The following is a 24,726-nucleotide window of genomic DNA, read 5'->3' as shown; positions in this document are numbered from 1 at the left end:
CTGGGCGGGTCTGGGGGGACAGTGTGGATTGCTTGATTCGGTCTCGCGCTCCCCCAATCTTCGTTAATAACCTACAAAAAACCGGAGAATTCACCGTGAGAATGGATAAGTTGACGTCAAAGTTCCAACTCGCGCTGGCCGATGCCCAGAGCCTGGCGATCGGGCGCGATCATCAGTTCATCGAGCCGGTCCACCTGCTGATCGCGCTGCTCGATCAGGAAGGGGGCTCGGTGCGCCATCTGCTCACCCGCGCCGATGTCAATGTCAATCAGTTGCGCTCGGCCCTTGGCGAGTTGCTCGATCGGCTGCCGGTGGTCGAAGGCACCGGCGGTGAGGTACACGTCGGCAACGATCTGGGGCGCCTGCTCAACCAGACCGATAAGCTCGCCCAGCAGCGCCAGGACCAGTACGTCTCCTCCGAGCTGTTCGTGCTCGCCGCGCTCGACGACCGCGGCGAGCTGGGTCGGGTGTTGCGCGAGGCCGGTGCCTCGAAGGGGGCGCTGGAGCGTGCGATCGAGTCGGTTCGAGGGGGCCAGAAGGTCGATGACCCCAATGCCGAGGAGCAGCGTCAGGCACTTGAGAAGTACACCATCGATCTGACCGAGCGCGCCGAACAGGGCAAGCTCGACCCGGTGATCGGGCGCGACGACGAGATCCGCCGCACCGTGCAGGTGTTGCAGCGGCGCACCAAGAACAACCCGGTGCTGATCGGCGAGCCCGGCGTCGGCAAGACCGCCATCGTCGAGGGGCTGGCGCAGCGCATCGTCAACGGTGAGGTGCCAGAGGGGCTGAAGTCGAAGCGGCTGCTCTCACTCGACATGGCCGCGCTGATCGCCGGGGCCAAGTTCCGCGGCGAGTTCGAGGAGCGGCTCAAGGCGGTGCTCAACGACATCGCCCGTCAGGAGGGCAATGTCATCCTCTTCATCGACGAGCTGCACACCATGGTCGGCGCGGGCAAGGCCGAGGGCTCGATGGACGCGGGCAACATGCTCAAGCCGGCGCTGGCGCGCGGTGAGCTGCACTGCGTCGGCGCCACCACCCTCGACGAGTACCGCAAGTACGTCGAGAAGGACGCGGCGCTCGAACGGCGCTTCCAGAAGGTGCTGGTCGACGAGCCCAATGTCGAGGACACCATCGCCATCCTGCGCGGGCTCAAGGAACGCTACGAGGTCCATCACGCCGTCGAGATCACCGACCCGGCGATCGTCGCCGCGGCGACCCTGTCGCACCGCTACATCTCTGATCGCCAGCTCCCCGACAAGGCGATCGACCTGGTCGACGAGGCCGCCTCGCACATCCGCATGGAGATCGACTCCATGCCCGAGGAGATGGACCGCCTCGATCGTCGGCTGATCCAGCTCAAGATCGAGCGCGAGGCGCTGAAGAAGGAATCCGACGAGGCCTCGCGCAAGCGCCTCGCCGATCTTGAGGACGAGGTCGGTCGGCTCGAGCGCGAGTTCGCCGATCTCGACGAGATCTGGAAGTCGGAGAAGGCGGCGGTTGCCGGTACCGCGCACGTCAAGGAGGCGCTCGATCGCGCCCGGGTGGAGATGGAGACGGCGCGCCGTGCCGGCGACCTGACGCGGATGTCGGAGCTGCAGTACGGGCGCATCCCCGAACTCGAGAAGCAACTGGCCTCGGCCGCCGCCGGGGCCGAGCAGGGCGAGAACCGACTGCTGCGCAACAAGGTCAGCGACGAGGAGATCGCCGAGATCGTCTCGCGCTGGACCGGTATCCCGGTGTCGCGGATGCTCGAGGGCGAGCGCGACAAGCTGCTGCGTATGGAGCAGGAGATCGGCCGGCGGGTGGTCGGTCAGGACGAGGCGGTGGGCGCGGTCAGCGACGCCATCCGCCGTTCGCGCGCCGGGCTCTCCGACCCGGCCCGCCCGATCGGCTCCTTCCTCTTCCTCGGTCCCACCGGCGTCGGCAAGACCGAGCTGTGCAAGACGCTGGCGAGCTTCCTCTTCGATACCGAGGAGGCGATGGTGCGCATCGACATGTCCGAGTTCATGGAGAAGCACTCGGTGGCGCGGTTGATCGGGGCACCGCCCGGCTATGTCGGCTATGACGAGGGCGGCTATCTTACCGAGGCGGTGCGCCGTCGCCCCTACAGCCTGATCCTGCTCGACGAGGTGGAGAAGGCCCACCCCGACGTCTTCAACGTGCTGTTGCAGGTGCTCGACGACGGTCGGCTCACCGATGGTCAGGGGCGCACCGTGGACTTTCGCAACACGGTGATCGTGATGACCTCCAACCTCGGCTCTGAGGTCATCCAGCAGCACGCCGGCGAGGCGGCCTATGCCGAGATGAAGTCGGCGGTGATGGCGGTGGTGCGTCAGGCCTTCCGTCCCGAGTTCATCAACCGGCTCGACGAGATCGTTGTCTTCCACCCGCTGCAGCAGGCGCAGATCCGCGCCATCGCGCGCATCCAGCTCGACTATCTGCAGCGGCGCCTGGCCGAGCGCGAGATGCGCCTCGAGATCAGCGACGCGGCGCTCGATCACCTCGGCGAGGCCGGCTTCGATCCGGTCTACGGCGCCCGTCCGCTCAAGCGCGCGATCCGCGCCCAGCTCGAGAACCCGCTGGCGCAGGAGATCCTCGCCGGCAAGTTCGCCCCGGGGGATCTGATCGAGGTCGGGGTGGCCGACGGCGGCCTGCGTTTCGAACGCGTCCTCGCCGGCGAGTTGGTCGACTGAGTCGCTCCCCCGCGGGCTTTACCGCTGTCGTAGCGGTGGCTTCGGGGACGTTGGCCGATCCTGATAAGACGCCGCCCGCTCGCCTCTCGGGGCGAGCGGGCGGCGTCGTTTGGGGAGAGAGGGGACGGTGCCTGCCGGGGCTGGAGGTCCGGGCCTCGGCTCAGCGGGGTCGGGGCCGTGCCGGTCGCGCCGTGCCTCCTGGGGCTGGAAAACGGCGGTGGATCGCTGGCGCCGTCGAGTCCTTAGCGTCTGTCGTACCCAAAGGACTCGATCTGGCCGTCGACGGTTGGTGCCGCCCGACTCATTGGTGTTGCGATGGCGGGGTGTGATGGCTGTCCTCGGCGAGGAGCTGGCGCGCATCGACGGGGTCGAAGTGGTAGGTGCGATTACAGAACTCGCAGTTCACTTCGAGCGCCCCGCGCTCGGCGAGCAGGGCCTCGATCTCGTCGGCGCCGAGTAGCTTGACGGTCTGCTCGATGCGCGCCCGCGAGCAGCCACAGCGAAAGGCGATCGGCTCGGGCTCGAAGAGTCGTACCGGCTCCTCGTTGAAGAGCCGGTAGAGCAGTTGCTCGGCGGGGAGTTCGAGGAGCTCCTCGCGGCTCAGGGTGGCGGCGAGCATGCCGACCCGCGACCAGTCGTCGGCCTCGCGCGCCGCGCTCGGCAGGCGCTGCAGCAACAGTCCGGCGGCGCGCTCGGCGTCGGCCGCGAGCCAGAGCCGGGTCGGTAACTGCTCGGAGCCGCTGAAGAAGTGCTCCAGGGCCTCGCTCAGGCGCTCGCCCTGGAGTGCGACGATCCCCTGATAGGGTTCGCCGACGCGTGGTTCGACGGTGAGCACCAGCCGCCCCTGACCGAACAGCTCGGTGAGCGTGGCGTCGGGGTCGAGGGTGGCGTCCCAGCGCGCCAGGCCGCGGACCTTGTGGGTGTTGGTGGCCTGGGCGACCAGGGTGCGCAGCGGGCCGTCGCCTTGGGCCTGGAGGATCAGCGAACCGTCGAACTTGATGGTGGCGGCGAGCAGCGAGACCGCAGCCAGGGCCTCGCCGAGCAGGCCGCGTACCGGTTCGGGGTAGTCGTGGGCGTCGAGTACCGCGCGCCAGCTGGCGTCGAGGTGGACCAGGTTGCCGCGGACATCGGTCCGCTCGAAGAGAAAACGCAAGAGGGTGTCGGTATCGCTCATCTGGTGGGTCCTGATCGTCGGGCCCGCGGGCCCGGCGCTGGTCAATAGGGTGGGCCCGCGTGGTGTCTGGGCCCGGGGTCAATCCGGTGCCGACCCGAGGTCGGCGAGAAAGTACTCGACAGCCTGCTCGAGCGTGAGTTCACCGTCGAGCACTGGGGTCTCGAAGCGCGCGCGCCACTGTGGCATCAGCAAGCGGGCGCGGGACCACTCCTCGTAGAGGATACGAGCCAGCGGGCCGCCCTGCTCGATGAAGCCGGAGTCGAGGAAGTCGCGCCGAGCGCGCGCGCGATCGTAGTCGAAGCGCACGATCCGCCACTGCCAGCGTCCGCGCAGGAACTCGAGCAGGGCATAGCTGCCGCGCGGGTCACCGTCGAAGGGTGAGCCGGCCGAGCCGACGTTGAGGATCGGCAGTCCGTCGAGTCGCCGTGTCAGTGGGCGGTGGGTGTGCGCGGTGACGAACAGCGCCACGTCTGCGGGCAGGGCGCCGTCACGCAGTGCCTCGTCGGGGAGACCGGCGGTGACGCCGTGGCGGTTGCTGATCATGGTGCCATGGGTGACATGTACCCAGCTCGATTCGGTGCCGGCATGGAAACACAGGTGGTCGGGCCAGTGGCGCAGTGTCTCCACTGCCGGGCCGATCTGGTGCAGTGTCCAGTCAGCGAACTGTCGCATCCGGGCATCGAGCGTATCGCGCGGTGTCTCGCGCGCGCAGCGCAGCATCCAGGTCTCGTGGTTGCCGCGCACCGCCAGCCAGCCATGGTCGCGATGCAGCTGCTCGAACAGCTGCAGACAGGTGAGGCTGTTGGGGCCGCGGTTGACCAGGTCGCCGTCCATGATCACCAGGTCCGGCGACCAGTCGAGGATCTGGGCGACGGCGACCTCCATGGCCGGCAGGTTGGCCTGGACGTCGGAAAAGATCGCGACCTTCATCGGGCTGTCGAGTCCGGCTGTCGTGCGGTGGGCCAACCATACCGGGAAGTGAGGCGCGCGACCAGTGGTGCGCGCGCGTGCGAGGCGCCGCTCACTCGGGGGCGCCGAGACGATGCTCGACCGAGGCGATCTTGCCCTCGAGTCGCCCCTGGGCGCGCTTGCGTATGTCGAACTTGGCCACTGCATAGACACGCTCGCAGCCCATCTCGTCGAGGATCGCCTGCGCGCGCTCGATCAGTGCCAGCGCCTCGGGCAGGGTCGCGGTCTCGACCACGGTGCCCATGGGACCGAGCTGGTGCGGGTAGCCGCTGTCGCGGACCATTGCCACCACCGGGGCGACGAAGCGGCTGACCCCGCTGCCCCCCTGGTCGAGCGGGAAGATGGTCAGTTCGAGAAGGACGGACATGGTGCTCTCCATATGATGCAGTCACGGTGATGGGGCGTGCCAGGGGCGGGATTTGCCGCTCGCGCGCGCGCCGCCTTAGACTAGTGACATCAGCCATCGCTCCGGCCGGGACGCCCGGGCGGTGGCACGGCGGTGCGTGTGTCGTGGTCGAGGTGACCGCCGCCGCGCAACGCTCGTTGACCCTGGCTCCAAGACCTGCCGGCGCACGTCGTCGTGATGTCGGGTCCGCGCCAGCGGCGCGCCCCACGGTGCGCTTCCACCCTAGATCGGGTCGCCGGCGATGGCATGGCGGCTCGTTACCCTGAGAAACGCATGTCATTAGAAGATACCGCCGGGGATCCGGATCTGGATACCCCCTTGTCGCTCACTCTGTCGCCCGCCATGCTCTTTCATGCCCTGATGGGATCGGCCAGCGCGGTTCATACCGGTTGGCAGAGCTGTATCGACACCGCCCTGGTGCTCTCCGAGTCGATCGCCACCGACGACCGGGTCGGCAACTACTGCCGCTTGGTCGAGCAGGAGTTCGTCGAGGATGCGCAGCCCGATACCATCTGGCGTGACTGGACGCTCGAGATCCGTATCGACCCAGTGCTGGTCACTGGTCACTGGCAGTTCCCGGTCAGCGCCCATCCCTCGGAGTGGGAGTGGAACGCGCGCGAGGCACGTCGGGCCTTCGAGCAGGCCTGCGTGCTGGTGGGGCGACGGACCCGGCCGGGGGTGGTCGTCGAGGAACCGGCGCCGACGGCGCCGCCTGCGCCCAGTGTCCGTCGTCACTGATCACCCTGGACGTGGTGCGGTGCGCCGCGTCCTCCATGCCAAGGTCGCCAGGAGATGCGAGATGAAGATCCAGGTCGATGTCGAGATCACCCCGGAGGAGATGCGTAAGCTGTTCGGGCTGCCCGATGTGGAGGCCTTTCAGCGCCAGTTGCTCGACGAGATCCGGGCGCGGATCAGCGAGGGCGCCGAGGGCTATGATCCGCTCAAGCTCTTCCAACCCTATATGAACACGACCCTGGCCTCCTGGGACATGTTCCAGCGGATGCTGAGCGGGGTGGGGGGAAGTGGTGCTGGCGCCGAGCGACGCGGCGCCGATGATGCTGACTAGTCCGGGTGGCCGGGTCGGCTACCGACCCCGGCCGCATCGCCGATCCGATGAGGTCGTCTTAGACGCATGAATCAACGTTCTCGCCCCCCTGATTCGGCACCATCGCTCGATCAGGGGTTCGCCATCGAGTTGATCGCTCAGTGGGTGGAGCCCGCCTTCGTGCTCGATGCCTCGGGCCAGGTAGTGGTCTGGAATGTCGCCTGCGAGCGACTCACCGGGGTGGCGGCCACGGCGGTGGTCGGGACCCGGGAGCACTGGCGCGCCTTCTTCGACAGTCCCCAACCCTGTCCGGCCGATTTCCTAGTACAGGGGCGGCGCGAGGAGCTGGGGGATCACTATACCCCGAGTGCCACGACCGGGGTCGATATCGCCGCCGAGGCAGTGCGGGTCGAGGGGTGGTGCGAGATGCCCCAGCGCGCCGACGCATGCTATCTCGGACGCACCGTTGGGCCGATTCGCGACGCCGAAGGCCAGTTGGTTGCGGTGGTCGAGACCTTGCGCGATCTCAGCGAGCAGCAGCGGGCGCTGCAGGCGCTGCAGCGTAGCGCCAGTGTCTTCCATCACGCCCAGGAGGGGATCGTCATCACCGACGCTGGCGCCCGCATCCTCGACGTCAATGCCGCCTTCACCCGGGTCACCGGCTATCCCCGCGAGGAGGCGCTCGGCCACACCCCGGCGCTGCTCAAATCCGGTCTGCAGGACGATTCCTACTATCAGGAGATGTGGTACCGGCTGCGTGAGTTCGGCCAGTGGAGCGGTGAGATCTGGAATCGGCGCAAGTCCGGCGAGGTCTACCCTGAGATGTTACGGATCAATGCGGTGAAGGATGCCGATGGGGTGCTGACCCACTACGTCGGGATGTTCTCCGATATCACCGACCTCAAGGAGGCACAGCGTCGGCTCGAGAGCCTGGCCAACTACGACGCCCTCACCAGTCTGCCCAACCGGGTGTTGCTCAGCGATCGCCTGCACCAGGCGCTGGCCAATGCCAAGCGTCGCGACCGCTTGGTGGCCATCTGCTTTCTCGATCTCGACGACTTCAAGCTGGTCAACGATCGCCATGGTCATGACGCCGGCGACCGTTTCCTCATCGAGATCGCCAAGCGCTTGGTGCGCACCGTGCGTGGGGGCGATACCGTCGCCCGGCTCGGGGGGGACGAGTTCGTGCTGCTGATCACCGAGCTGCGCACCACCGAGGAACTCGACCGGGTGCTGGAGCGCGCGCTGCAGGCCATCGACGTCCCCTTCGAGGTCGACGATGCCGTGCTCGATGTCTCGGCCAGTGTCGGTGTCACCCTCTACCCACTCGACGACGTCGACCCCGATACCCTGTTGCGCCATGCCGATCAGGCCATGTATCAGGCCAAGCAGCTCGGACGCAATCGCTATCAGCTCTTCGACCTGGAGGCGGCGGCCAAGATCGAGCACCACCATCAGGAACTCGAACGGATGCGGTGCGCCCTGCAGCATGGCGAGCTGCGGTTGTTCTACCAACCCAAGGTCAACATGCGCACCGGCGAGGTGATCGGGGTCGAGGCGTTGATCCGCTGGCAGCATCCGGAGCGCGGGATCCTGGCCCCGGACGAATTCCTGCCACTGCTCGAGCGCAGCCCGCTGATCATCGATATCGGCGAGTGGGTGCTCCACGAGGCGCTGGCGCAACTCGTCGCTTGGAGCCAGCAGGGGCACCCGCTCAGTGTCAGTGTCAACATCGCCACCCGGCATTTCCAGCACATCGATTTCGTGGCGCGGTTGCAAGCGATCCTTGCGGAGTATCCCGGGGTGGCGCCGGAGCGTCTCGAGATCGAGATTCTCGAGAGCGTCGCACTCGGGGACGTCGAGGCGATGCGCGCGGTGATCACTGCCTGTCAGGCGCTGGGGGTACGCTTCGCGCTCGATGACTTCGGCACCGGTTACTCATCGCTCAACTACCTCAAGCAGCTCCCGGCCGAGACCCTCAAGATCGATCGCTCCTTCGTCCGTGACATGCTCGAGGACCAGGAGGACCTGGCGATCATCGAGGGGGTGATCGGGTTGGCGACCGTGTTCGGCAAGGAGGTCATCGCCGAGGGGGTGGAGACCCCGGAGCACGGGGTGATGCTGATGCGTATCGGCTGTGACTACGCCCAGGGTTATGCCATCGCCCGGCCGATGCCGGCCGAAGCGGTACATGACTGGCTCGAGGGCTTCGAGCCCGATCCACGCTGGTTGCTGGGGCGCCGAGAGCAGGATGAGCGCTTCGATCTGCCGTTGCTGCTGGCGCAGTACGATCATGTCAAGTGGGTACGCCAGGTGATCGGAGCGCTTGATGCCGGGGAGGGTGCTGCCGCGGTGCTCGACGACCAGACCGAGCAGTGTCGGCGGCGCTTCGCCACCTGGCTCGCCGGCGCCGGGCGCAAGCGTTATGGCGCGCTCGCGGAGTACGCCGAGATCGAGCGCCTCCAGGCGCGAATGTACGAGATCTCGGCCGAGATCGTACGGTTGCGTGCCAATGGTCAGTGGGAGGCGGCGCGGTTGCAGTGCATGGAGCTGATCGGGATGAAGCGCCAGGTCCTGGCCAAGCTCGATGGTTTCCAGCGCACGCCGGTCAAGGGTGAGCAGGGCGAGCAGGGTTAGCGTTCACGGTGCCCCCGACGGGGCGTCGGGGGCAGCCACGAGTGGCGGTCTCAGCCCTCGGCCTCGAGGATGCGTGGACCGCTCAGGGGTTCATCGTCGAGCCAGGCGCGATCCTCGTCATCGAGCCTGAGTCGGCGCTGCGCGAACCAACGCACCACCGTCGGGTAGATGATGTGCTCCTGGGTCAGCACCCGTGCCGCCAGGCGCTCGGCGTCGTCGTCGGGATGGATCGGGACGCGCGCCTGCAGTACCACCGGACCGCCGTCGAGTTCGGCGGTGACGAAGTGCACGCTGGCGCCGTGCTCACGATCACCGGCGTCGAGCGCGCGCTGGTGGGTGTTCAGTCCCCGGTACTTCGGTAGCAGCGAGGGGTGGATGTTGAGCAGCCGCCCGCGGTGTGCGGCGACGAACGCCGGGGTGAGGATGCGCATGAAGCCGGCGAGCACCACCAGTCCGGGGTCGTAGTCCGCGATCAATCCGGTGAGCGCCGCATCGTAGTCGGCTCGCTCGGCATAGTCGCGATGATCGAGCACCGCGGTGGCGATGCCGTGACGCCGAGCGCGTTCGAGCCCGCCGGCCTCGGCGCGGTTGCTGATCACCGCGACGATACGGATCGGCAGCTCACCGCGCCCCTGGCCGTCGATCAGCGCCTGCAGATTACTGCCGCCGCCTGAGATCAGCACCACCACCGGGAGTGCTTGCTGCGCCTCACCCATCGGTCCGCGTGCCCTCGTAGTGCACCTCGGGCGCGCCCTCGGCCTGCTCGATGCGACCGATGGTCCAAGCCTGTTCGCCGGCGTTGGCGAGCAGCGCCATGGCCTCGTCGTGGTCCTCGGCGGCGACGCAGACGATCATGCCGATGCCGCAGTTGAAGGTGCGCAGCATCTCCTGCTCGCTGATCCCGCCGGCCTGCTGCAGCCAGTCGAACACCGCCGGACGCTGCCAGGCGTCGAGGTCGATCACCGCGCGGGTGTCCTCGGGCAGGACCCGTGGCAGGTTCTCGGTGAGACCGCCGCCGGTGATGTGCGAGAGCGCGTGCACCCGTAGGGTGCGGATCAGCGGCAGGATCGCGGGGACATAGATCCGTGTCGGAGCCATCAGGCGCTCGGCAAGCGAGGCCTGGTCGAACGGTGCCTGGAGATCGACGCCGCTGACCTCGATGACCTTGCGGATCAGCGAGTAGCCGTTGGAGTGCGGGCCGGAGGAGGCGAGGCCGATGAGCACGTCGCCGGGGCGCACCCGCTCGGGCAGGATCAACTCGGACTTCTCGGCGATGCCGACACAGAAACCGGCGAGGTCGTAGTCACCGGCGCCGTACATGCCGGGCATCTCCGCCGTCTCGCCGCCGGTGAGGGCGCAACCGGCCAGCTCGCAGCCGCGGGCGATGCCGCCGACCACGGTGCTGGCAACCTCGACGTCGAGCTTGGCGGTGGCGTAGTAGTCGAGGAAGAACAGCGGCTCGGCGCCGCTGACCAGGATGTCGTTGGCGCACATCGCCACCAGGTCGATACCGATGCCGTCGTGACGATCGAGTTCGATGGCCAGGCGCAGCTTGGTGCCGACACCATCGGTGCCGGAGACTAGGACCGGCGCGCGGTACTGGTCGAGCGGCAGTTCGAAGAGTGCACCGAAGCCGCCGAGCCCGGTGACCACGCCAGGGCGACTGGTGCGTGCGGCGAGCGGCTTGATGCGCTCGACGAGTTCGGCGCCGGCGTCGATGTCGACACCCGCGTCGCGATAGTTGAGCGAGGGGGAGGGGGTTTGAGTGGAATCCTGCGTCACGCTTGGGCTCCGTTGAGTGTGCCAGGGCGCGATTGTATACCGTCAGCGCCCGTTATAACTTGGAGAGTGCTCGGGGCTCGGGTAGGATGCAGCGCGCCTGGATGGGGGAATGGTCCCAGGTTCGGGCATGGCTCGGCATCGACGATGTTGGCGATGGTCGAGAAAGTTTCTGTTTTTCAGGTGTCTAGCGCAAGATTGACGTGCTTTGAAGCAGGGCGCCCAGGGTCAGGATAGACAGGTGAGGCTCAGAGATCTTCCCAATATCATCAGTGTGATACGGCTGGTGGCGGTTGCCCCGGTCGTCTATCTGTTGCTCGTCGGCGAGTTCGGTTGGGCATTGGTCCTGTTTGCCTTCGCCGGCGTCTCCGACGGGCTCGATGGCTTTCTGGCCAAACATTATGGCTGGCAGACCCGGCTCGGCGGTATCCTCGACCCGCTTGCCGACAAGGCGCTGTTGGTGTGCAGTTTCCTGGTGCTTGGTTCGCTCGGCATCATCCCGGTGTGGTTGGTGGTAGCCGTGGTGTCTCGCGATCTGGTGATCGTGGTCGGCGCGGTGCTCTACAACTACCGCATCGAGGCGTTGGAGGCCGCGCCACTGCCAGCGAGTAAGCTCAACACCCTGCTGCAGATCTTGCTGGTGGTGGCGGTGATCATGGATGCCGGCCCCTATCCGCTCCCCGAGGTGGTGATTCTGTCGTTGGTCTGGGGCTGTTTGGCCACGGTGGTGGTCAGTGGTACCCAGTACGTCTGGGTCTGGGGGCGCAAGGCGGCCCTGCGTGGTGGTGCCGGACGTGGTTGAGCACGTCTCAGGCGTGCTCGCGCAGCAGTCGGCGTAGCATCGGGATGGTCGGTTGGCGCTGCTCGCGCAGGCTCGCCGCGTCGATGCGTCCGATCAGCTCTAGCAGTGAGCCCGGGTCGCGGGCGTGGTAGTGCATGATGTAGCGCACCAGTGCCGGGCCGAGCACCAGCCCACGATGTGTCGCCGAGGTGGCGAGCAGTCGCTCGCAGTCACGATCGCTCAACCCCAGCAGGCGATAGCAAGGTCCCCATTGCAATCGTGAGCGCAGGTCGGCCAGCCCCAGCGCCAGCCGTTCGGGTGGCTGGCGCGCGGCGGCAAGCAGCCGTCGACCACGCTCGCGCAGCCGGTTGAAAAGCCCGAACAGGGCGCTCTCCCAGTCGCGGTCGGCAGCGACTGCGTCGATGTCATCGATCGCGATCAGGTCGAGCCGCTCGAGGTCATCCAGTAACGATGGTGCCAGCCCCGGTGTGCTGAGCGGTAGGTAGTGTGCCAGGGCTCGGCGCGCGTTGGCCTCGAGGCAGGCCGCCTGGAGCAGGTGGGTCTTGCCGGTGCCGGGGGCGCCACAGAGGAACACGAAGGGCTCGCCATCACCGCGTGCCAGTCTGGTGATGGCGGCCACCGCCTCGGCGTTGGGGCCGGGGAGGTATTCGGCCAGCGTCGGCTCGCGCTCGAGTTCGATGGCCAGGTGCAGCTGAGGGGTTGGTCGGGTCAAGGCAACGAGGGTTGGGGCGGGTGCGTCGAGTCGAGCGCGCGGGCGGTCGTGGCCAGGCGTTGACCGAGTACCTGGCACAGCCGTTGTTCCTCCTCGGTCACCGCCAGGTTGCTGTCCGGTCCGGCCAGGTGCGAGGGGCCGTAGGGGGTACCGCCGCTGCGGGTGTGGATCAGATCGGTGGCGCTGTAGGGCAGCCCGAGCACGAGCATGCCGTGATGTAACAGCGGCAGCATCATGCTCAGTAGGGTGCTCTCCTGACCGCCGTGCAGGCTGGAGGTGGAGGTGAAGACCCCGGCCGGCTTGCCGGCCAGTGCTCCCGACAGCCACAGCCCACTGGTGCCGTCGAGGAAGTACTTGAGCGCCGCGGCCATGTTACCGAAGCGGGTCGGAGAGCCAAGCGCGAGCCCGGCGCAGTCGCGCAGGTCGTCGTCGGTGACATAGGGGGGGCCGGCCTCGGGGATCGGGGGGGCGCTGGTCTCGCAGACGGTCGAGACCCCGGGCACGGTCCGTAACCGTGCCTCCAACCCCGCCTGTTCGACACCGCGCGCCACCTGTCTCGCCATCTCTGCGGTGGCGCCGTGACGGCTGTAGTACAACACCAGGATAAAGGACATCTGTTCGCGCTCCGTGTCGTGGTCCGGCCGGTATCGGTCAGTGCCAGTGCCAGCACGCTGGCCGCACCAGCCCGAGCATGGCGCCGTGTGCGGGTAATCGCAAGCTGCGGCGGACGGATCGCGCCGTCGGGCCCACCACCATGACGATGTTGCCGAAGCGGGAGGCATGAATGACCCATGACGATGATCGAGTGTGCTGGCGCTGTCTGGTCGCCGGGCGGGTTCAAGGGGTGTGGTTTCGTGGTGCGACCCGCCAACAGGCGCAGCGCCTGGGGGTGAGCGGTCATGCCCGCAATCTCGCCGATGGCCGGGTCGAGGTGGTGCTCTGCGGGACCGAGGCGGCGGTGACCGAACTGCACGTCTGGTTGCATCAGGGGCCGCCGGCGGCGCAGGTCGTCGAGGTGATGTGTACGCCCTTTGCTGGGCCTCGCCCGGTCGGGTTCGTGACCGGTTGACTCAGTACCCGTTGGCGTCGGGATCGGGGCCTTCGGGGTAATCACCGAGCCGCACCACCTGGGTGGCGATTCGTCCGTCGGGGTAGAGCCGCAGTTCACGATAGCCGGGCGGTAGGGTGTCGACCGCGAACCCCGGACTCTGGGGCAGGAACTGCACGCTGGTGGCCGGTGCGGCGAGCAGTTCGAGCGTGCCGAGACGCTGGTCGATGGCCTGGTGGACATGGCCGAAGAGGATTCCTCGGACCTGGGGGTAGGTGACGCAGAGCTCGACGAGTGCGTCGCCGTTGTCGGCACCGAGGGCGTCGATCCAGGCGCTGCCGACGGCAATCGGGTGATGGTGCAGACAGATCAGGGTCGGTGCGCGCGCCGTCTCCAGCCAGTGCGCCAGTGAGTCGAGTTGTGCGGCGCTGATCCGTCCCCGGACCTCTCCGGGGAGGCTGGAGTCGAGCAGGACTAGCCGCCATGGGCCGAGTGCCGCGATGCTGCCAGAGGGGGGGGCGAAGTGGCCGAGGATGGTGCGCGCCAGTGGCCAATGGTCATGATTGCCGGCGATACAGTAGCAGGGTAACTGGATACGCTCGAGATAGGTGCGTAACAGGCGGTAGCCGCCGGCGGTCTCGTCGTGGGTCAGGTCGCCGGTGATCAGCAGGGCGTGGGCTGGTGCCGCTGCGAGTGCGTGCTCGAGGACGGCCGCGAAGCTCGCCTGGGTGTGCATGCCGAGCAGTCTGCCGTCGGCCGCGGCATAGAGGTGTGGGTCGGAGAGGTGCAGGAGCCGAAGTGGTTGCCCTGGGACCTGACTGGATGGGTGCATGAGATGGTGTCCGGTGCGGGGCACGTCGCCAGCCCCTCGGTTGCGGGCGTTGGCGGTGGTGCGGGGGCTCTGTCGCCCGGGAGGGGGCAGGCAATGCGCGGATTCCCGGCGGCGTGCATGGGGACGTGCCCATGTGGTTCGGTTTGGGGCGTCCCCCTGTGTTCAGTCTTAGCAGCGTCCTCGGTGGCTCGCAAGCATGGTGATGAGGGGCTGTGAGGCGGCGCCCAGGGCGGGTCGTCGATCGTCTGCAGACGATCGACGTCATTGGAACCAGCGATTTTTTCGCCTCCCCGTGCGCCCCCATGCTTGGCTCAATGACGCAGCACAGGGCTTTGCCGCCGGAGGCGAGATGCGACTCAAGGGTAGCCAGACCGAACAGAGCCTGATCCGGGCCTTCATCGCCGAGTCCCAGGCCAATCGTCGGTATCTGTACTTCGCCGCCAAGGCCGACGTCGAGGGCTATGGCGAGATCGCCATGCTGTTTCGTTCCGCCGCCGAGGGTGAGACCGGACACGCCCTCGGTCACCTCGAGTATCTCGAAGAGGTCGGCGATCCGGTCAGCGGGCTACCGATCGGGACGAGTGCCGATAACCTGCGCGCGGCCATTGCCAGTGAGCTGGTCGAGTCGGTGGAGATGTATCCACGCATGGCGCATCAGGCCCGCGCCGAGGGCTTCGAGGAGATCGCCGATTGGTTCGAGGCCCTGGCCCGTGCCGAGCAGAGCCACATCAACCGTTTCCGCGCGGCGCTCGCTCATCTCGACCCCTGAGTGACGGCGGCCGGTCGGCAGTCGCCGGTGTCTGTGGTTACAATCCCTTCGGCATCGCTGGCGATCGAGCGATGCATGAAGGAGTCTCAATCATGCACCCAAATCCTCTCCCCGGGCGTGCTGGGGTCTTGCCGACCTTGCTGCTGGCATCCGTCTGCATGGCCGGTTGCGCCGCCCAGCCGCGTATCGATACCAGCAAGGAGCTGCCCGTCGGTTGTCTTGCAAAGCCCGATCCCGGTCCCTGTCGCGCGGCCCAGACGCGCTTCTTCTACGACTATCGTGACAATCGCTGCAAGCCCTTCCGCTATGGCGGTTGCAAGGGGCGGGTCCCGTTCGAGACCCTGGCCGAGTGTCGCTCCTTCTGCGAGCCCGAGCGCTGAGCCGGGCATGCACGGTGTCTCCAGGGACGCCGTGGTGATACCGCGCTAGATCCCACCGATACGCAACCGCTGCCCCGGGTGGATGGCGTTGTCGCCAGGGGTGAGCTGGTTGAGCGCGCGCAGCTGGGGCACGGTCAGGCCGTTCTCGAGTGCAACCCGATACAGGGTCTCGTTGGGTTGGACGATGTGATAGCGACTCGCCGCGGCCTGGCCCCGCCTCGGTGTGCTGGCGATCTGGGGGCGCGGCGCGGGTTTGCGCTCGACCACCACCGGGACCGCCGGTGGGTGGCTGGCGATACGCTGCAGACTGCCCTCGGGGAGCCAGACCGTGGTGCCGGCCGGTATCGGTCGGCGGCCCTCGGAGAGGTGGGTGCGCCAGTGCAGGTTGAGCGCGCTGAGCTGATGGGGGGAGAGCGCGTAGTGGCTGGCCAAACGATGTACCGGCAGGCTGTGGCGCAGCACCAGACGATCGTGGCGCCAGGGGCGTTCATAGGTCAGCCCCTCGGGGAAGTAGCGTCGAGCATGGGCGGCGACCTCGCGGGCGGCGACGAACTCGGCGTAGAAGTTGCGCGAGGCGAAGCCGAAGTAACGTCCGTCGTAGTCCTCGACGATACGACCGATGTCGTCGCCGTATTGTGCCTTGGCGCGTGCCATACCGCCCTGGCCATGGTTGTAGGAGGTGATCGCCAGCGGCCAACTGCCGAGTTTGCGATGGGCCTGGGCGAGATAGCGGGCGGCACCGTCGGCGGCAAGGATGGGGTCGAAGCGTTCGTCGACGTCGCCATCGACGGTCATGAACAGTCGTCCGGTCGCGGGCATGAACTGCCACACCCCGCCGGCACCAACACTTGAACGGGCGTGGGTCTGGAAGGAGGACTCGACGTGTGGCAGATAGGCCAGGTCCTCGGGTACGCCGTGGGCGCGCATGATCTCGCGGAAGATGCCGTCGTAGCGACCGCTGATCTCGACCCCGCGCTTGAAGCGCTCGCGCAGTCCGCGTTGGGAACGGACCCGGTCATCGGCGCCGAACACCGCCTCGCGACCACCGGCCTGCTCGAACCGGGCCAGCAATTGGCGATCGGCGCGCTCGAGGGGGCGCTGTTCACGCAAGGCGGTCTCGAGCGCGCGCACGCGCTTGGCGTGGTGGCGCTTGCGCGCGGCGATCCAGGCGCGTTGCTCAGGGGTATAGGACTCTTGGCTGGCGCCGGGGAGGGTGGCGACCTCGTAGATCACCCCGAGATGGCGATCGTCGTGGAAGGCGATCTGGTCACGGCGCCAGACGCCGTAGACGTGGCGCCAGAAATCGACGTTATCGGCGATCTCGTCGGGTACCGGGAAGCGCTCCGAGCCATAGTGGCCGTGCATGCCGGTGCTGGCACAGCCCGAGAGTACGAGCAGCATGAGAGACAGCGCGCCCAGCATCCAGCGTGGGCGGCAGCGGCAAACGGGGTCAGGTCGCATGGTCGGCGGCTCCTGTGGTCTTCGGGTTCCTGCGAACGGGTCCGTCGTCGGTAGGATCGGGTCGCGCCCGGTCGTCTGATCCGCGCACCCTGCCCGATCAAGTCTCGCCCGTGAGCGCGGCGCCACGCAATCGGCAAAACCCCTTAATTTCGAAGGTGTCGGATGTGCAGCTGGTCTCGGGGCGGGCGTCGGTCAGGCCGATGAGCCCTGGGTCAGCGGGTCGATGCCGTGGCTCCGCAGCAGGGTCACTAGTCGGATCAGCGGCAGCCCGATCAGCGCGTTGGGGTCCTCGCCCTCGAGTCGCTCGAACAGGGCGATGCCGAGCCCCTCCGACTTGAAGCTGCCGGCACTGAAGAAGGGGCGCTCACGGGCGACATAGCCGGCGATCTGCGCGTGGCTGAGTGCGCGCATCTGGACCCGGAAGGGTTCGACCAGGGTCTGGGCGCGCCCGCTGGCGGCATCGAGCAGGCAGAGCCCGGTCTGGAAGGTGACGGTGCGTCCGGCACAGAGACTGAGCTGCGCGACCGCGGCCTCGTGTCCGCCGGGTTTGCCGAGGATCTGGCCGTCGATGCTCGCGACCTGGTCGGAGCCGATGATCAGGGCCTCAGGTTGGTGCTGGGCGACGGCGCGGGCCTTGGCCTCGGCCAGGCGTAATACCAGGGCTTGTGCCGGTTCGTCGGGGCGTGGGGTCTCGTCGATCGCGGGGTCGGCGGTGGTAAATGCCAGCCCCAGGCGTTCGAGCAGGGCGCGCCGAAACGGTGAGGTGGAGGCGAGGACCAGTTTGGTTGGGGACATCGGGGCTCCTGCAGGAGAGGGTTGCGGGAGCGCGATGCTATCACCAGGACGCGGGCACCGCGATGGGGCGCGCTGCCCGCTCGAGCAGCGGCGGCGAGCGCCGCCGCTGTGACGGTCGGGTGCGGTCGCTCAGACCTCGCCGACCGGGCCGCCGACGATCGGTGGGCGGGGGCTGCCCTGGCCTGAGGGGGCCGGGGTCGGGCCGTCACCCTGCGAGGTCGGGGTGTTGCCGGTGTCGTCATCGGGTTCGCGCATGGTGCGACCCGACATGATGTCGTCGATCTGCGCCTTGTCGATGGTCTCGAACTTCAGCAGTGCTTCGGCCATGGCGTGGAGCTTGTCGAGGTTGTCCTCGAGGAGCTGGCGCGAGCGCTGGTAGTTGCGATCGATGATCTGACGTACCGACTGGTCGATCGCCTGGGCCGTCTCCGGGGAGACGTGGCGTTGCTGGGTGACCGAGCGCCCCAGGAAGACCTCGCTCTCGTCCTCGGCGTAGGCCAGGGGGCCCATGACATCGGAGAGGCCGAAGCGGGTGACCATGTTGCGGGCGATGTCGGTGGCGCGCTCGATGTCGTTGGAGGCGCCGGTGGTGACATGCTCGGGTCCGAAGATCATCTCCTCGGCGATGCGCCCGCCGAACAGGCTCGAGATCTGGCTCTCGAGCTGGCGCTTGCTCATGCTGTAGCGGTCGCGCTCGGGGAGGAACAGGGTGACACCGAGGGCGCGTCCGCGCGGGATGATGCTGACCTTATGGACGGGGTCGTGCTCGGGCACCAGCCGCCCGACGATGGCGTGTCCGGCCTCGTGGTAGGCGGTGAGCTTCTTCTCCGACTCGGACATCACCATCGAGCGGCGCTCGGCGCCCATCATGATCTTGTCCTTGGCCTGTTCCATGTCCTCCATGTCGACACGCGCCTTGTTGCGGCGCGCGGCGAACAGTGCCGCCTCGTTGACCAGGTTGGCGAGATCGGCACCGGAGAAACCGGGCGTGCCGCGGGCGATGGTGCGCGCGTCGATGTCGTCGGCCACCGGGACCTTGCGCAGGTGGACCTCGAGAATGGCGGCACGCCCGGAGAGATCGGGCAGACCGACCACCACCTGGCGGTCGAAGCGCCCCGGGCGCAACAGCGCTGGATCGAGGACGTCGGCGCGGTTGGTTGCGGCGATGACGATGATGCCCTCGGTGCCGGCGAAACCGTCCATCTCGACGAGCAGCTGGTTGAGGGTCTGCTCACGCTCGTCGTGGCCACCGCCGAGCCCGGCGCCGCGCTTACGTCCGACGGCATCGATCTCGTCGATGAAGATGATGCAGGGCGCACTCTTCTTGGCTTGCTCGAAGAGGTCACGTACCCGCGAGGCGCCGACACCGACGAACATCTCGACGAAGTCCGAGCCGGAGATGCTGAAGAAGGGTACCCGCGCCTCGCCGGCGATGGCGCGTGCGAGCAGCGTCTTGCCGGTGCCGGGGGGGCCGACCATGAGCACGCCGCGGGGGATGCGGCCGCCGAGGTTGGAGAATTTCTGCGGGCTCTTGAGGAAATCGACCAGCTCGCCGACCTCTTCCTTGGCCTCCTCGACCCCGGCGACGTCACGCAGCGTCACCTTGACCTCACCCTCGGCGTGCTGGCGCGCGCGGCTCTTGCCGAAATTGAAGATGCCACCGCCGGCGCCACCGCCGCTGTTGCGACGCATGAACCAGAACCAGATGCCGATCAGCAGGATGAAGGGCAGCCAGCCGATGATCACCTGCATCAATACGCTCGGCTCCTCGGGCGGCTCGGCACGAATCGCCACGCCCTGATTGAGCAGATCGCCGATCAGGCCGGGGTCGTTGGGGTCATAGGTCTCGAAGCGCGAGCCATCGGTCCGCGTACCCTGGATGGTCTGGTCCTGGATGGTGACCTCGCGCACCGCGCCCTCGTGCAGTTCGCTCAGGAACTCGCTGTAGCTCAGGTTGCGGGTCTCGATACCCTCTGGCGAGGTCATGCCGTTGAGCATCATCACCAGCCACAGGGTGACCGCGATCCAGAGCAGGATGTGGAAGTTTCTTGGATTCATGCGAGCCTTCGTCCTCGTTGACCAAATACAGCGTGCGCGGTGCCCAACACCGGCGGTTGTCCGGTTAGATCGGGGCATGGAGCGGAAATCCAAACGCGACCCGGGCGCTCGGCCCGTACCGTGCTGAGAGCCTACCATAGGCGCTCAGGTTCCCGGGTGGGGATGATGGATCAGGCAGGAGGGCGGTGGGGTGCGACTGGCGGTCGTGGTGTTGCTGATCTGGATCGGCGCGGCGCTGTGCGCGCCCTGGTTGGTCGAGGCGCCGAACCGGGTTGAGCTCAAGACGCTGCTCGCCGGACCGATGCCGGGTGCGCCGCTCGGCACCGATGCACTGGGTCGCCCGGTCCATGAGCGGTTATTGATCGGCGCCCGGGTCTCGCTGCTGGTCGGGTTTGGGGTGGTGGCCTTCGCCGCCGCTCTGGGGACCCTGCTCGGCCTTGCCGCCGGGCTGCTCGGCGGCTGGGTGGACCGGCTGGTGGTCAGGATGATCGACCTGTTCCTCGCCTTTCCGGGGATCCTACTGGCGATCGCCCTGGCCGGGCTGCTCGGTCCCGGGGTCGACAACTTGGTGATCGCGCTAGGCATGGTCGGTTGGGTCGGCTATGCGCGGCTGGCGCGCGCCCAGGCGCTGACCCTGGCCGAGCGCGAGCACGTCCTCGCCGCGCGCGCCCTGGGCTGCGGCACCTGGCGCATCCTCTGGCGTCATCTGCTACCGTTGGCGCTCGCGCCGCTGCTGGTCGAGGCCACCTTCGGCATCGCTGCGGCGATCGTCGCCGAGGCCGGGCTCTCCTTCCTCGGGCTCGGCATCCAACCGCCCGATGCCTCCTGGGGCAGCATGCTGCGCGATGGCGTGTCCTATCTACTGGTCGCTCCGCACCTGGTGATCGCCCCCGGCGTGGCGCTGTTCGCCGTGACCCTCGCCGTCAACCTACTTGGTGACTGGCTGCGCGATCGGCTCGATGTGCGGGCGCGCAGTCAGGGCGTCATGTAACGATTGAACCGCTTGAACCGCAAAGCTGCGAAGAGCGCGAAGGAAGAAGTAGACTTGGCCTCCAGTGGCCAGCGATCAGCCTCCAGTGAGGTGCCGTATCGGCGCTGGAGCCTTCATATTCACCCCCCTTTGCGCGCTTTGTGTCTTTGCGGTTCAAAATCTGCTGGTGGCTGGTGGCTGGTGGCTGGTGGCTGGTGGCTGGTGGCTGGTGGCTGGTGGCTGGTGGCCCCCCCACCGGCGCTGTGTTAAAAAGACGGCCATTCAGAGCGGTCCGGTCAGCGCCGGACCCCGACCGCAGCCGCAGCAGGATGACCGCCCCATGTCGCTAGGCCCGATCATGCTCGACATCGCGGGCATCACACTCACCGCCGAGGACCGCGAGCTGCTGCGTCACCCGGCCGTCGGTGGGGTGATCTTGTTTGCCCGCAACTACGCCGACCCCGCGCAGCTTGCCGCGCTCACCGCCGAGATCCACGCCCTGCGCACGCCGCCGCTCCTGATCGGTGTCGATCAGGAAGGGGGGCGCGTGCAGCGCTTTCGCGAGGGCTTCACCCGGTTGCCGGCGATGGGGCGGTTTGCCGCGCTCTATGGCCGCGATCCCGCTCGTGCCCGTGAACTCTGCGACCGGCTCGGCTGGCTGATGGCCGCCGAGTTGCGTGCCGTCGGCGTCGATTTCAGCTTTGCCCCGGTGCTCGACCTCGACCGGGGGCTCTGCGCGGTGGTGGGGGATCGCGCCTTCGGTGCCGCGCCCGAGCAGGTCGCCGAGCTGGCGCTGGCCTGGGCCGAGGGGATGCGCCGCGCGGGCATGGCCGCCGTGGGCAAGCACTTCCCCGGTCATGGCGGGGTGGCGGTGGATTCGCATCAGGCCCTGCCGTGTGATCCACGCCGTTACGGTGAGCTGGCGATGGAGGACCTGGTGCCCTTCGAGCGGCTGATTGCACGCGGTCTCGAGGGGCTGATGCCCGCGCACGTCGTCTATCCGCAGGTGGCGCCAGAGCCGGCCGGATTCTCGTCGCGTTGGCTCGGTGAGATCCTGCGTCAACGGCTCGGCTTCCAAGGGGTGATCTTCAGCGATGACCTCAACATGGGGGCGGCTGCGGTTGGGGGCGATCACCTTCAACGCGCCCGTGCCGCCCACCGGGCGGGTTGCGACGTGCTGCTGATCTGCAACAATCGTCCCGCCGCGCTCGCCCTCGTCGAGGGCTTTGCCGATGCCACCGATCCCGCCGCGGCGCTGCGTCTGTTGCGGATGCACGGTCGTGGTGGGCGAGACCGATTACACCTGCGCGAGTGCCCCGAGTGGCAGCGCGCGGTCGACCACGCCGCCCGGCTCGAGACCCACGACAGTCTCGAACTCGGGCTCGATGACCCCACAGATTCGGAGACCAATGTAGGATGAAGCTCGATCGTAGTCAGTATGAGGGTGTCGCCGCGCGCGCCGAGTGCCTGGTGTCGCACGAGGACATGGAGGCGGCGCTCGATCGCATGGCGGCGACCATCACCGAGCGTCTCGGCGACAAGGACCCGTTGATCCTCTGTGTGATGACCGGCGCGGTGATCACCGCCGGGTTGTTGCTGCCCCGGCTCGACTTCCCGCTGCGGGTCAACTACATCCACGCCAGTCGCTACCAAGGTGCGACCAGCGGCGGTGAGCTGGCGTGGCGGCATCGCCCGTCGGACGCGATCCGTGGCGAACACGTGTTGGTGGTCGATGACATCCTCGACGAGGGCATCACCCTCGATCAGGTGCAGCGCGCCTGTCACGAGGATGGTGCGGCAAGCGTGCAGAGCGCGGTGTTGGTTGCCAAGCAGCGCCCGCACCAGTGCGAGGCCGACATCATCGGTGTCGAGGTGGCTGATCGCTATCTCTATGGTTACGGGCTCGACTACAAGAACTATTTCCGCAACGCCCGCGGCATCTACGCAGTCGCCGACGAGGATGTCTGAGGGGGCGTGCCCGGTCAGTAGGGGTGGTCGAAAAACACAATATAATTAAGCGCTTTTTGACTATTCCCGCCATCCTGGTATACATCCTCGCGGGGCGCGACGATACTGCTTGATGGGTCGCGTCCCATCGATCGCTCAACCCCGAGGATGACATGCACACGCTCGACACCTACCGCGACTCACACGCGGAACTGCGCCAGATGATCGATGACCTGCGCGCGCTGCTCGCCCCCGACCTACTGCGGATTCGCCCCAATGCCAGAACAGCTCACCAGCTGTTGTGCGACTTCGGGCGGCGGGTTCGCGAACACCTCGCCCAGGAGGACCGCAGTCTCTATCCCGGGCTGTTGATCCACGAGGATCCCCGTGCCAAGTCGATCGCCTGGGGCTTCATTAGCGGTGAGCGGCCGTTGCGACAGACCTTCCGCGCCTATCACAAGCGCTGGCTGAAGGACTGTGATTTCGATTTCTGCGAGACTTTTCTCGCGCAATCCCATGAAATCCTTGACATGGTCGAATCCAGGATCGATCGAGAAGAGCAGGTGTTGCTGCCCAAGCTGATCGAGGCGGGGATCCTCCGCGAGACCTCGATCGTCCCCTGAGCGCGCGATCAGGGGCGTTTCGGCCCCGCGGCGGGAGGCTCGACCCCGATCTTTGGATTCCTGTGGCCTCTCCGGTAAACTGCCGCCATTTTGACAAGTGGCGGTGGCTGCATGACTGTTCTGGCTATCATTGGCGGTTCCGGGTTCTCGGACCTGCCGGCGCTGCAGGCGCGTGAGGCGCGGTGTATCGAAACCCCCTATGGTGAGACCTCGGCCCCGGTCACCCGGGGGCGGCTCGGTGAGACCGAGGTGTTGTTCCTGCCGCGTCATGGTGCCGGGCACCGACTGCCGCCGCATCGGGTCAACTATCGCGCCAATATCTGGGCGCTGCGTGAGTGCGGCGCCGAGCAGGTGGTCGCCCTGGCCGCCGTCGGGGGGATCACCGAGCGTTATGGCCCGGCGGTGCTGGGGGTGCCGGATCAGATCATCGACTACACCCATGGTCGCGAGCACACCTTCTTCACCGGTGATGCGCACGGCGTCGAGCATGTCGACATGACCGAGCCCTATTGTCAGTCGCTGCGTGGTGAGCTGCTCGGCGCCTGTGCCCGACTCGGTCACGCGGTGGTCGACGGTGGCACCTATGCCGCTACCCAGGGACCGCGGCTTGAGACCACCGCCGAGGTGGCGCGGCTCGAGCGTGACGGTTGCGATCTGGTCGGTATGACCGGCATGCCTGAGGCGGCGCTCGCGCGTGAACTCGGGTTGTGCTACGCCACCCTCGCCTTCGTGGTCAACTGGGCCGCGGGCAAGGGGGAGGGCGAGATCACCATGGCCGAGATCGAGCGCAACCTCGAGGTCTGTTCGGGGCGCATTGTCGAGATCCTCACCGCGCTGGCCGGCCACGGCTGATTCGGTTCCCGGGCCAGGTCGTCGTTTCGGCGCTCGCGGCACGGTGATGTGTGTTTGTCGGACCCCTCCCGGCGTCGTTGCACGCCGAGGCGGTGGCGCATGTCGCGCCCCGGGGCGTCCCCCGGGGTCGCCCCGACCATCTCACCATGGAGTACTCGGATGGCCGCTGCAGAAACCCCCAAGACCCGTTCCGTGATCAGTTGGTTGCCGAAGTTCCTGTTATGGGGCGGCGTGTTCGTCTTCGCCTATCTCTATTGGGATTCGCTGGAGCGGGAGGGGCGCGAACTCGTCAGTGCCGAGGAGGCGTCGGTGTCGGCGATGTCGCAGGCCGAGTCGACGACGCTCGGATCGGTCGCCGCGCCGAGCCCGGCGCCTGCCGAAGTCGCTGTCGTCGATGTCGAGGTGATCGCCCTGCCGGCGCTTGTTGCCGAGCCGGACGCGCCAGAGACGGTGTCTCCGCCCACGGCGGCAGGGTCGGGCGCGGTGGGGTCGCTGCGTGACGAGGCGGGTGGGGTGCTGGCGCCAGCCGCGCCGGTCGCACCCGCGCCTCAGGTGGTCACTGCACCAGGCGACCCGCAGGTGGCCTACCAGGCGCGCCTGGCGGCACACCATGCCGCTCTGCGTCGTCTGGCCAGGGAGCGGATGGAGCAGCGCTGGGCGCCGTATCCGGTGGTCTGGCCGTATCCGCCGTTGCTCCATGCCCCGCCGCCACCGCCGCCCTTCGTCGATGGGCCGCCGGCTTTTCTGGGTCCGGGTCGCTAGCTCTCGATG

General features: G+C 67.5%; 25 protein-coding genes. 14 read left to right on the top strand and 11 right to left on the bottom strand.

Annotation, left to right across the window (positions count from 1 at the left end; genetic code table 11):
- Window positions 1–95 precede the first annotated feature (95 nt).
- Window positions 96–2,696: an ATP-dependent chaperone ClpB gene (gene clpB, locus HF203_RS05005; protein ID WP_168667231.1), complete on the top strand. Its 2,601-nt coding sequence runs from the start codon at window positions 96–98 to the stop codon at window positions 2,694–2,696.
- Between the two features lie 301 nt (window positions 2,697–2,997).
- On the opposite strand, the gene hslO is transcribed toward clpB, so the two are convergent.
- The 3 genes from hslO to HF203_RS04990 form a co-directional block, all read right to left on the bottom strand.
- Window positions 2,998–3,870: an Hsp33 family molecular chaperone HslO gene (hslO, locus tag HF203_RS05000; protein WP_168667229.1), complete on the bottom strand. Its 873-nt coding sequence runs from the start codon at window positions 3,868–3,870 to the stop codon at window positions 2,998–3,000.
- 78 nt (window positions 3,871–3,948) lie between these two features.
- Window positions 3,949–4,800, bottom strand: coding sequence for a metallophosphoesterase family protein (locus HF203_RS04995; protein ID WP_168667227.1), 852 nt, complete (start codon window positions 4,798–4,800; stop codon window positions 3,949–3,951).
- A gap of 91 nt (window positions 4,801–4,891) precedes the next feature.
- Window positions 4,892–5,206, bottom strand: coding sequence for an MTH1187 family thiamine-binding protein (locus tag HF203_RS04990; RefSeq protein ID WP_168667225.1), 315 nt, complete (start codon window positions 5,204–5,206; stop codon window positions 4,892–4,894).
- A 312-nt stretch (window positions 5,207–5,518) separates the two neighbouring features.
- Between HF203_RS04990 and HF203_RS04985 the strand changes: the two genes are divergently transcribed.
- The 3 genes from HF203_RS04985 to HF203_RS04975 all read left to right on the top strand — a co-directional run bounded on the left by HF203_RS04985 (window position 5,519) and on the right by HF203_RS04975 (window position 8,927).
- Window positions 5,519–5,983 carry a hypothetical protein gene (locus tag HF203_RS04985; protein ID WP_168667217.1) on the top strand — a complete coding sequence of 155 codons (465 nt, stop codon included), beginning with the start codon at window positions 5,519–5,521 and terminating at the stop codon, window positions 5,981–5,983.
- Between the two features lie 61 nt (window positions 5,984–6,044).
- Window positions 6,045–6,311 carry a DUF6489 family protein gene (locus tag HF203_RS04980; RefSeq protein WP_168667215.1) on the top strand — a complete coding sequence of 89 codons (267 nt, stop codon included), beginning with the start codon at window positions 6,045–6,047 and terminating at the stop codon, window positions 6,309–6,311.
- Window positions 6,312–6,377: 66 nt separating this feature from the next.
- Entirely contained in the window at window positions 6,378–8,927 is a 2,550-nt protein-coding gene (locus tag HF203_RS04975) for an EAL domain-containing protein (RefSeq protein ID WP_168667213.1), read from the top strand.
- 50 nt (window positions 8,928–8,977) lie between these two features.
- Here HF203_RS04975 and purN read toward each other — a convergent pair whose 3' ends face one another.
- Window positions 8,978–9,643 (bottom strand): phosphoribosylglycinamide formyltransferase, encoded by a 666-nt coding sequence (purN, locus tag HF203_RS04970; RefSeq protein ID WP_168667211.1) that lies wholly within the window; start codon window positions 9,641–9,643, stop codon window positions 8,978–8,980.
- Window positions 9,636–10,709 (bottom strand): phosphoribosylformylglycinamidine cyclo-ligase, encoded by a 1,074-nt coding sequence (gene purM, locus HF203_RS04965; protein ID WP_168667210.1) that lies wholly within the window; start codon window positions 10,707–10,709, stop codon window positions 9,636–9,638. Before purM ends, purN begins: the two co-directional genes overlap by 8 nt.
- A gap of 238 nt (window positions 10,710–10,947) precedes the next feature.
- Here purM and HF203_RS04960 point away from each other — a divergent pair, with 238 nt between their 5' ends.
- Window positions 10,948–11,508, top strand: coding sequence for a CDP-alcohol phosphatidyltransferase family protein (locus HF203_RS04960; RefSeq protein ID WP_168667208.1), 561 nt, complete (start codon window positions 10,948–10,950; stop codon window positions 11,506–11,508).
- A gap of 7 nt (window positions 11,509–11,515) precedes the next feature.
- Here HF203_RS04960 and hda read toward each other — a convergent pair whose 3' ends face one another.
- Both hda and wrbA read right to left on the bottom strand, forming a co-directional pair.
- On the bottom strand, window positions 11,516–12,220 hold the full coding sequence (gene hda / locus HF203_RS04955) for a DnaA regulatory inactivator Hda (RefSeq protein WP_168667206.1): 705 nt from the start codon (window positions 12,218–12,220) through the stop codon (window positions 11,516–11,518).
- Window positions 12,217–12,834, bottom strand: a complete 618-nt coding sequence (wrbA, locus tag HF203_RS04950) for an NAD(P)H:quinone oxidoreductase (protein WP_168667204.1) — start codon at window positions 12,832–12,834, stop codon at window positions 12,217–12,219. Before wrbA ends, hda begins: the two co-directional genes overlap by 4 nt.
- 170 nt (window positions 12,835–13,004) lie before the next feature.
- Between wrbA and HF203_RS04945 the strand changes: the two genes are divergently transcribed.
- Window positions 13,005–13,289 (top strand): acylphosphatase, encoded by a 285-nt coding sequence (locus tag HF203_RS04945; protein WP_168667202.1) that lies wholly within the window; start codon window positions 13,005–13,007, stop codon window positions 13,287–13,289.
- 1 nt (window position 13,290) lies between these two features.
- Here the strand turns inward: HF203_RS04945 and HF203_RS04940 are convergent, their stop codons facing one another.
- Complete coding sequence (locus HF203_RS04940; RefSeq protein WP_168667200.1) at window positions 13,291–14,100, bottom strand: metallophosphoesterase; 810 nt, start codon at window positions 14,098–14,100, stop codon at window positions 13,291–13,293.
- Window positions 14,101–14,449: 349 nt separating this feature from the next.
- On the opposite strand from HF203_RS04940, the gene HF203_RS04935 reads away from it, so the two are divergent.
- Window positions 14,450–14,869, top strand: a complete 420-nt coding sequence (locus HF203_RS04935; RefSeq protein WP_168667199.1) for a rubrerythrin family protein — start codon at window positions 14,450–14,452, stop codon at window positions 14,867–14,869.
- A 92-nt stretch (window positions 14,870–14,961) separates the two neighbouring features.
- A complete protein-coding gene (locus tag HF203_RS04930) occupies window positions 14,962–15,249 on the top strand; it encodes a BPTI/Kunitz domain-containing protein (RefSeq protein ID WP_168667197.1) in 288 nt (95 codons plus the stop codon).
- A gap of 45 nt (window positions 15,250–15,294) precedes the next feature.
- On the opposite strand, the gene HF203_RS04925 is transcribed toward HF203_RS04930, so the two are convergent.
- The 3 genes from HF203_RS04925 to ftsH form a co-directional block, all read right to left on the bottom strand.
- Window positions 15,295–16,650 carry a LysM peptidoglycan-binding domain-containing protein gene (locus HF203_RS04925; protein ID WP_246221654.1) on the bottom strand — a complete coding sequence of 452 codons (1,356 nt, stop codon included), beginning with the start codon at window positions 16,648–16,650 and terminating at the stop codon, window positions 15,295–15,297.
- A gap of 252 nt (window positions 16,651–16,902) precedes the next feature.
- Complete coding sequence (locus HF203_RS04920; protein ID WP_168667186.1) at window positions 16,903–17,505, bottom strand: Maf family protein; 603 nt, start codon at window positions 17,503–17,505, stop codon at window positions 16,903–16,905.
- Window positions 17,506–17,634: 129 nt separating this feature from the next.
- Complete coding sequence (gene ftsH, locus HF203_RS04915) at window positions 17,635–19,563, bottom strand: ATP-dependent zinc metalloprotease FtsH (RefSeq protein ID WP_168667184.1); 1,929 nt, start codon at window positions 19,561–19,563, stop codon at window positions 17,635–17,637.
- 190 nt (window positions 19,564–19,753) lie between these two features.
- Between ftsH and HF203_RS04910 the strand changes: the two genes are divergently transcribed.
- The 6 genes from HF203_RS04910 to HF203_RS04885 all read left to right on the top strand — a co-directional run bounded on the left by HF203_RS04910 (window position 19,754) and on the right by HF203_RS04885 (window position 24,717).
- Window positions 19,754–20,554, top strand: a complete 801-nt coding sequence (locus HF203_RS04910; RefSeq protein WP_168667167.1) for an ABC transporter permease subunit — start codon at window positions 19,754–19,756, stop codon at window positions 20,552–20,554.
- Between the two features lie 319 nt (window positions 20,555–20,873).
- Complete coding sequence (gene nagZ, locus HF203_RS04905; RefSeq protein ID WP_168667165.1) at window positions 20,874–21,953, top strand: beta-N-acetylhexosaminidase; 1,080 nt, start codon at window positions 20,874–20,876, stop codon at window positions 21,951–21,953.
- Entirely contained in the window at window positions 21,950–22,501 is a 552-nt protein-coding gene (locus tag HF203_RS04900) for a hypoxanthine-guanine phosphoribosyltransferase (RefSeq protein WP_168667163.1), read from the top strand. The genes nagZ and HF203_RS04900 overlap by 4 nt, the downstream gene beginning before the upstream one ends.
- Before the next feature lie 152 nt (window positions 22,502–22,653).
- Complete coding sequence (locus tag HF203_RS04895; protein WP_168667161.1) at window positions 22,654–23,103, top strand: hemerythrin domain-containing protein; 450 nt, start codon at window positions 22,654–22,656, stop codon at window positions 23,101–23,103.
- A gap of 111 nt (window positions 23,104–23,214) precedes the next feature.
- Complete coding sequence (locus tag HF203_RS04890) at window positions 23,215–23,955, top strand: S-methyl-5'-thioinosine phosphorylase (protein WP_168667159.1); 741 nt, start codon at window positions 23,215–23,217, stop codon at window positions 23,953–23,955.
- A 159-nt stretch (window positions 23,956–24,114) separates the two neighbouring features.
- Window positions 24,115–24,717 (top strand): hypothetical protein, encoded by a 603-nt coding sequence (locus HF203_RS04885; RefSeq protein ID WP_168667157.1) that lies wholly within the window; start codon window positions 24,115–24,117, stop codon window positions 24,715–24,717.
- The last annotated feature ends 9 nt before the right edge of the window (window positions 24,718–24,726 follow it).

Source organism: Marichromatium bheemlicum, from assembly GCF_012276755.1.
GTDB classification, from domain to species: domain Bacteria; phylum Pseudomonadota; class Gammaproteobacteria; order Chromatiales; family Chromatiaceae; genus Marichromatium; species Marichromatium bheemlicum.
Note: the sequence above shows the minus strand (reverse complement) of the source record. Positions and strands in the feature narration are given on the sequence as shown.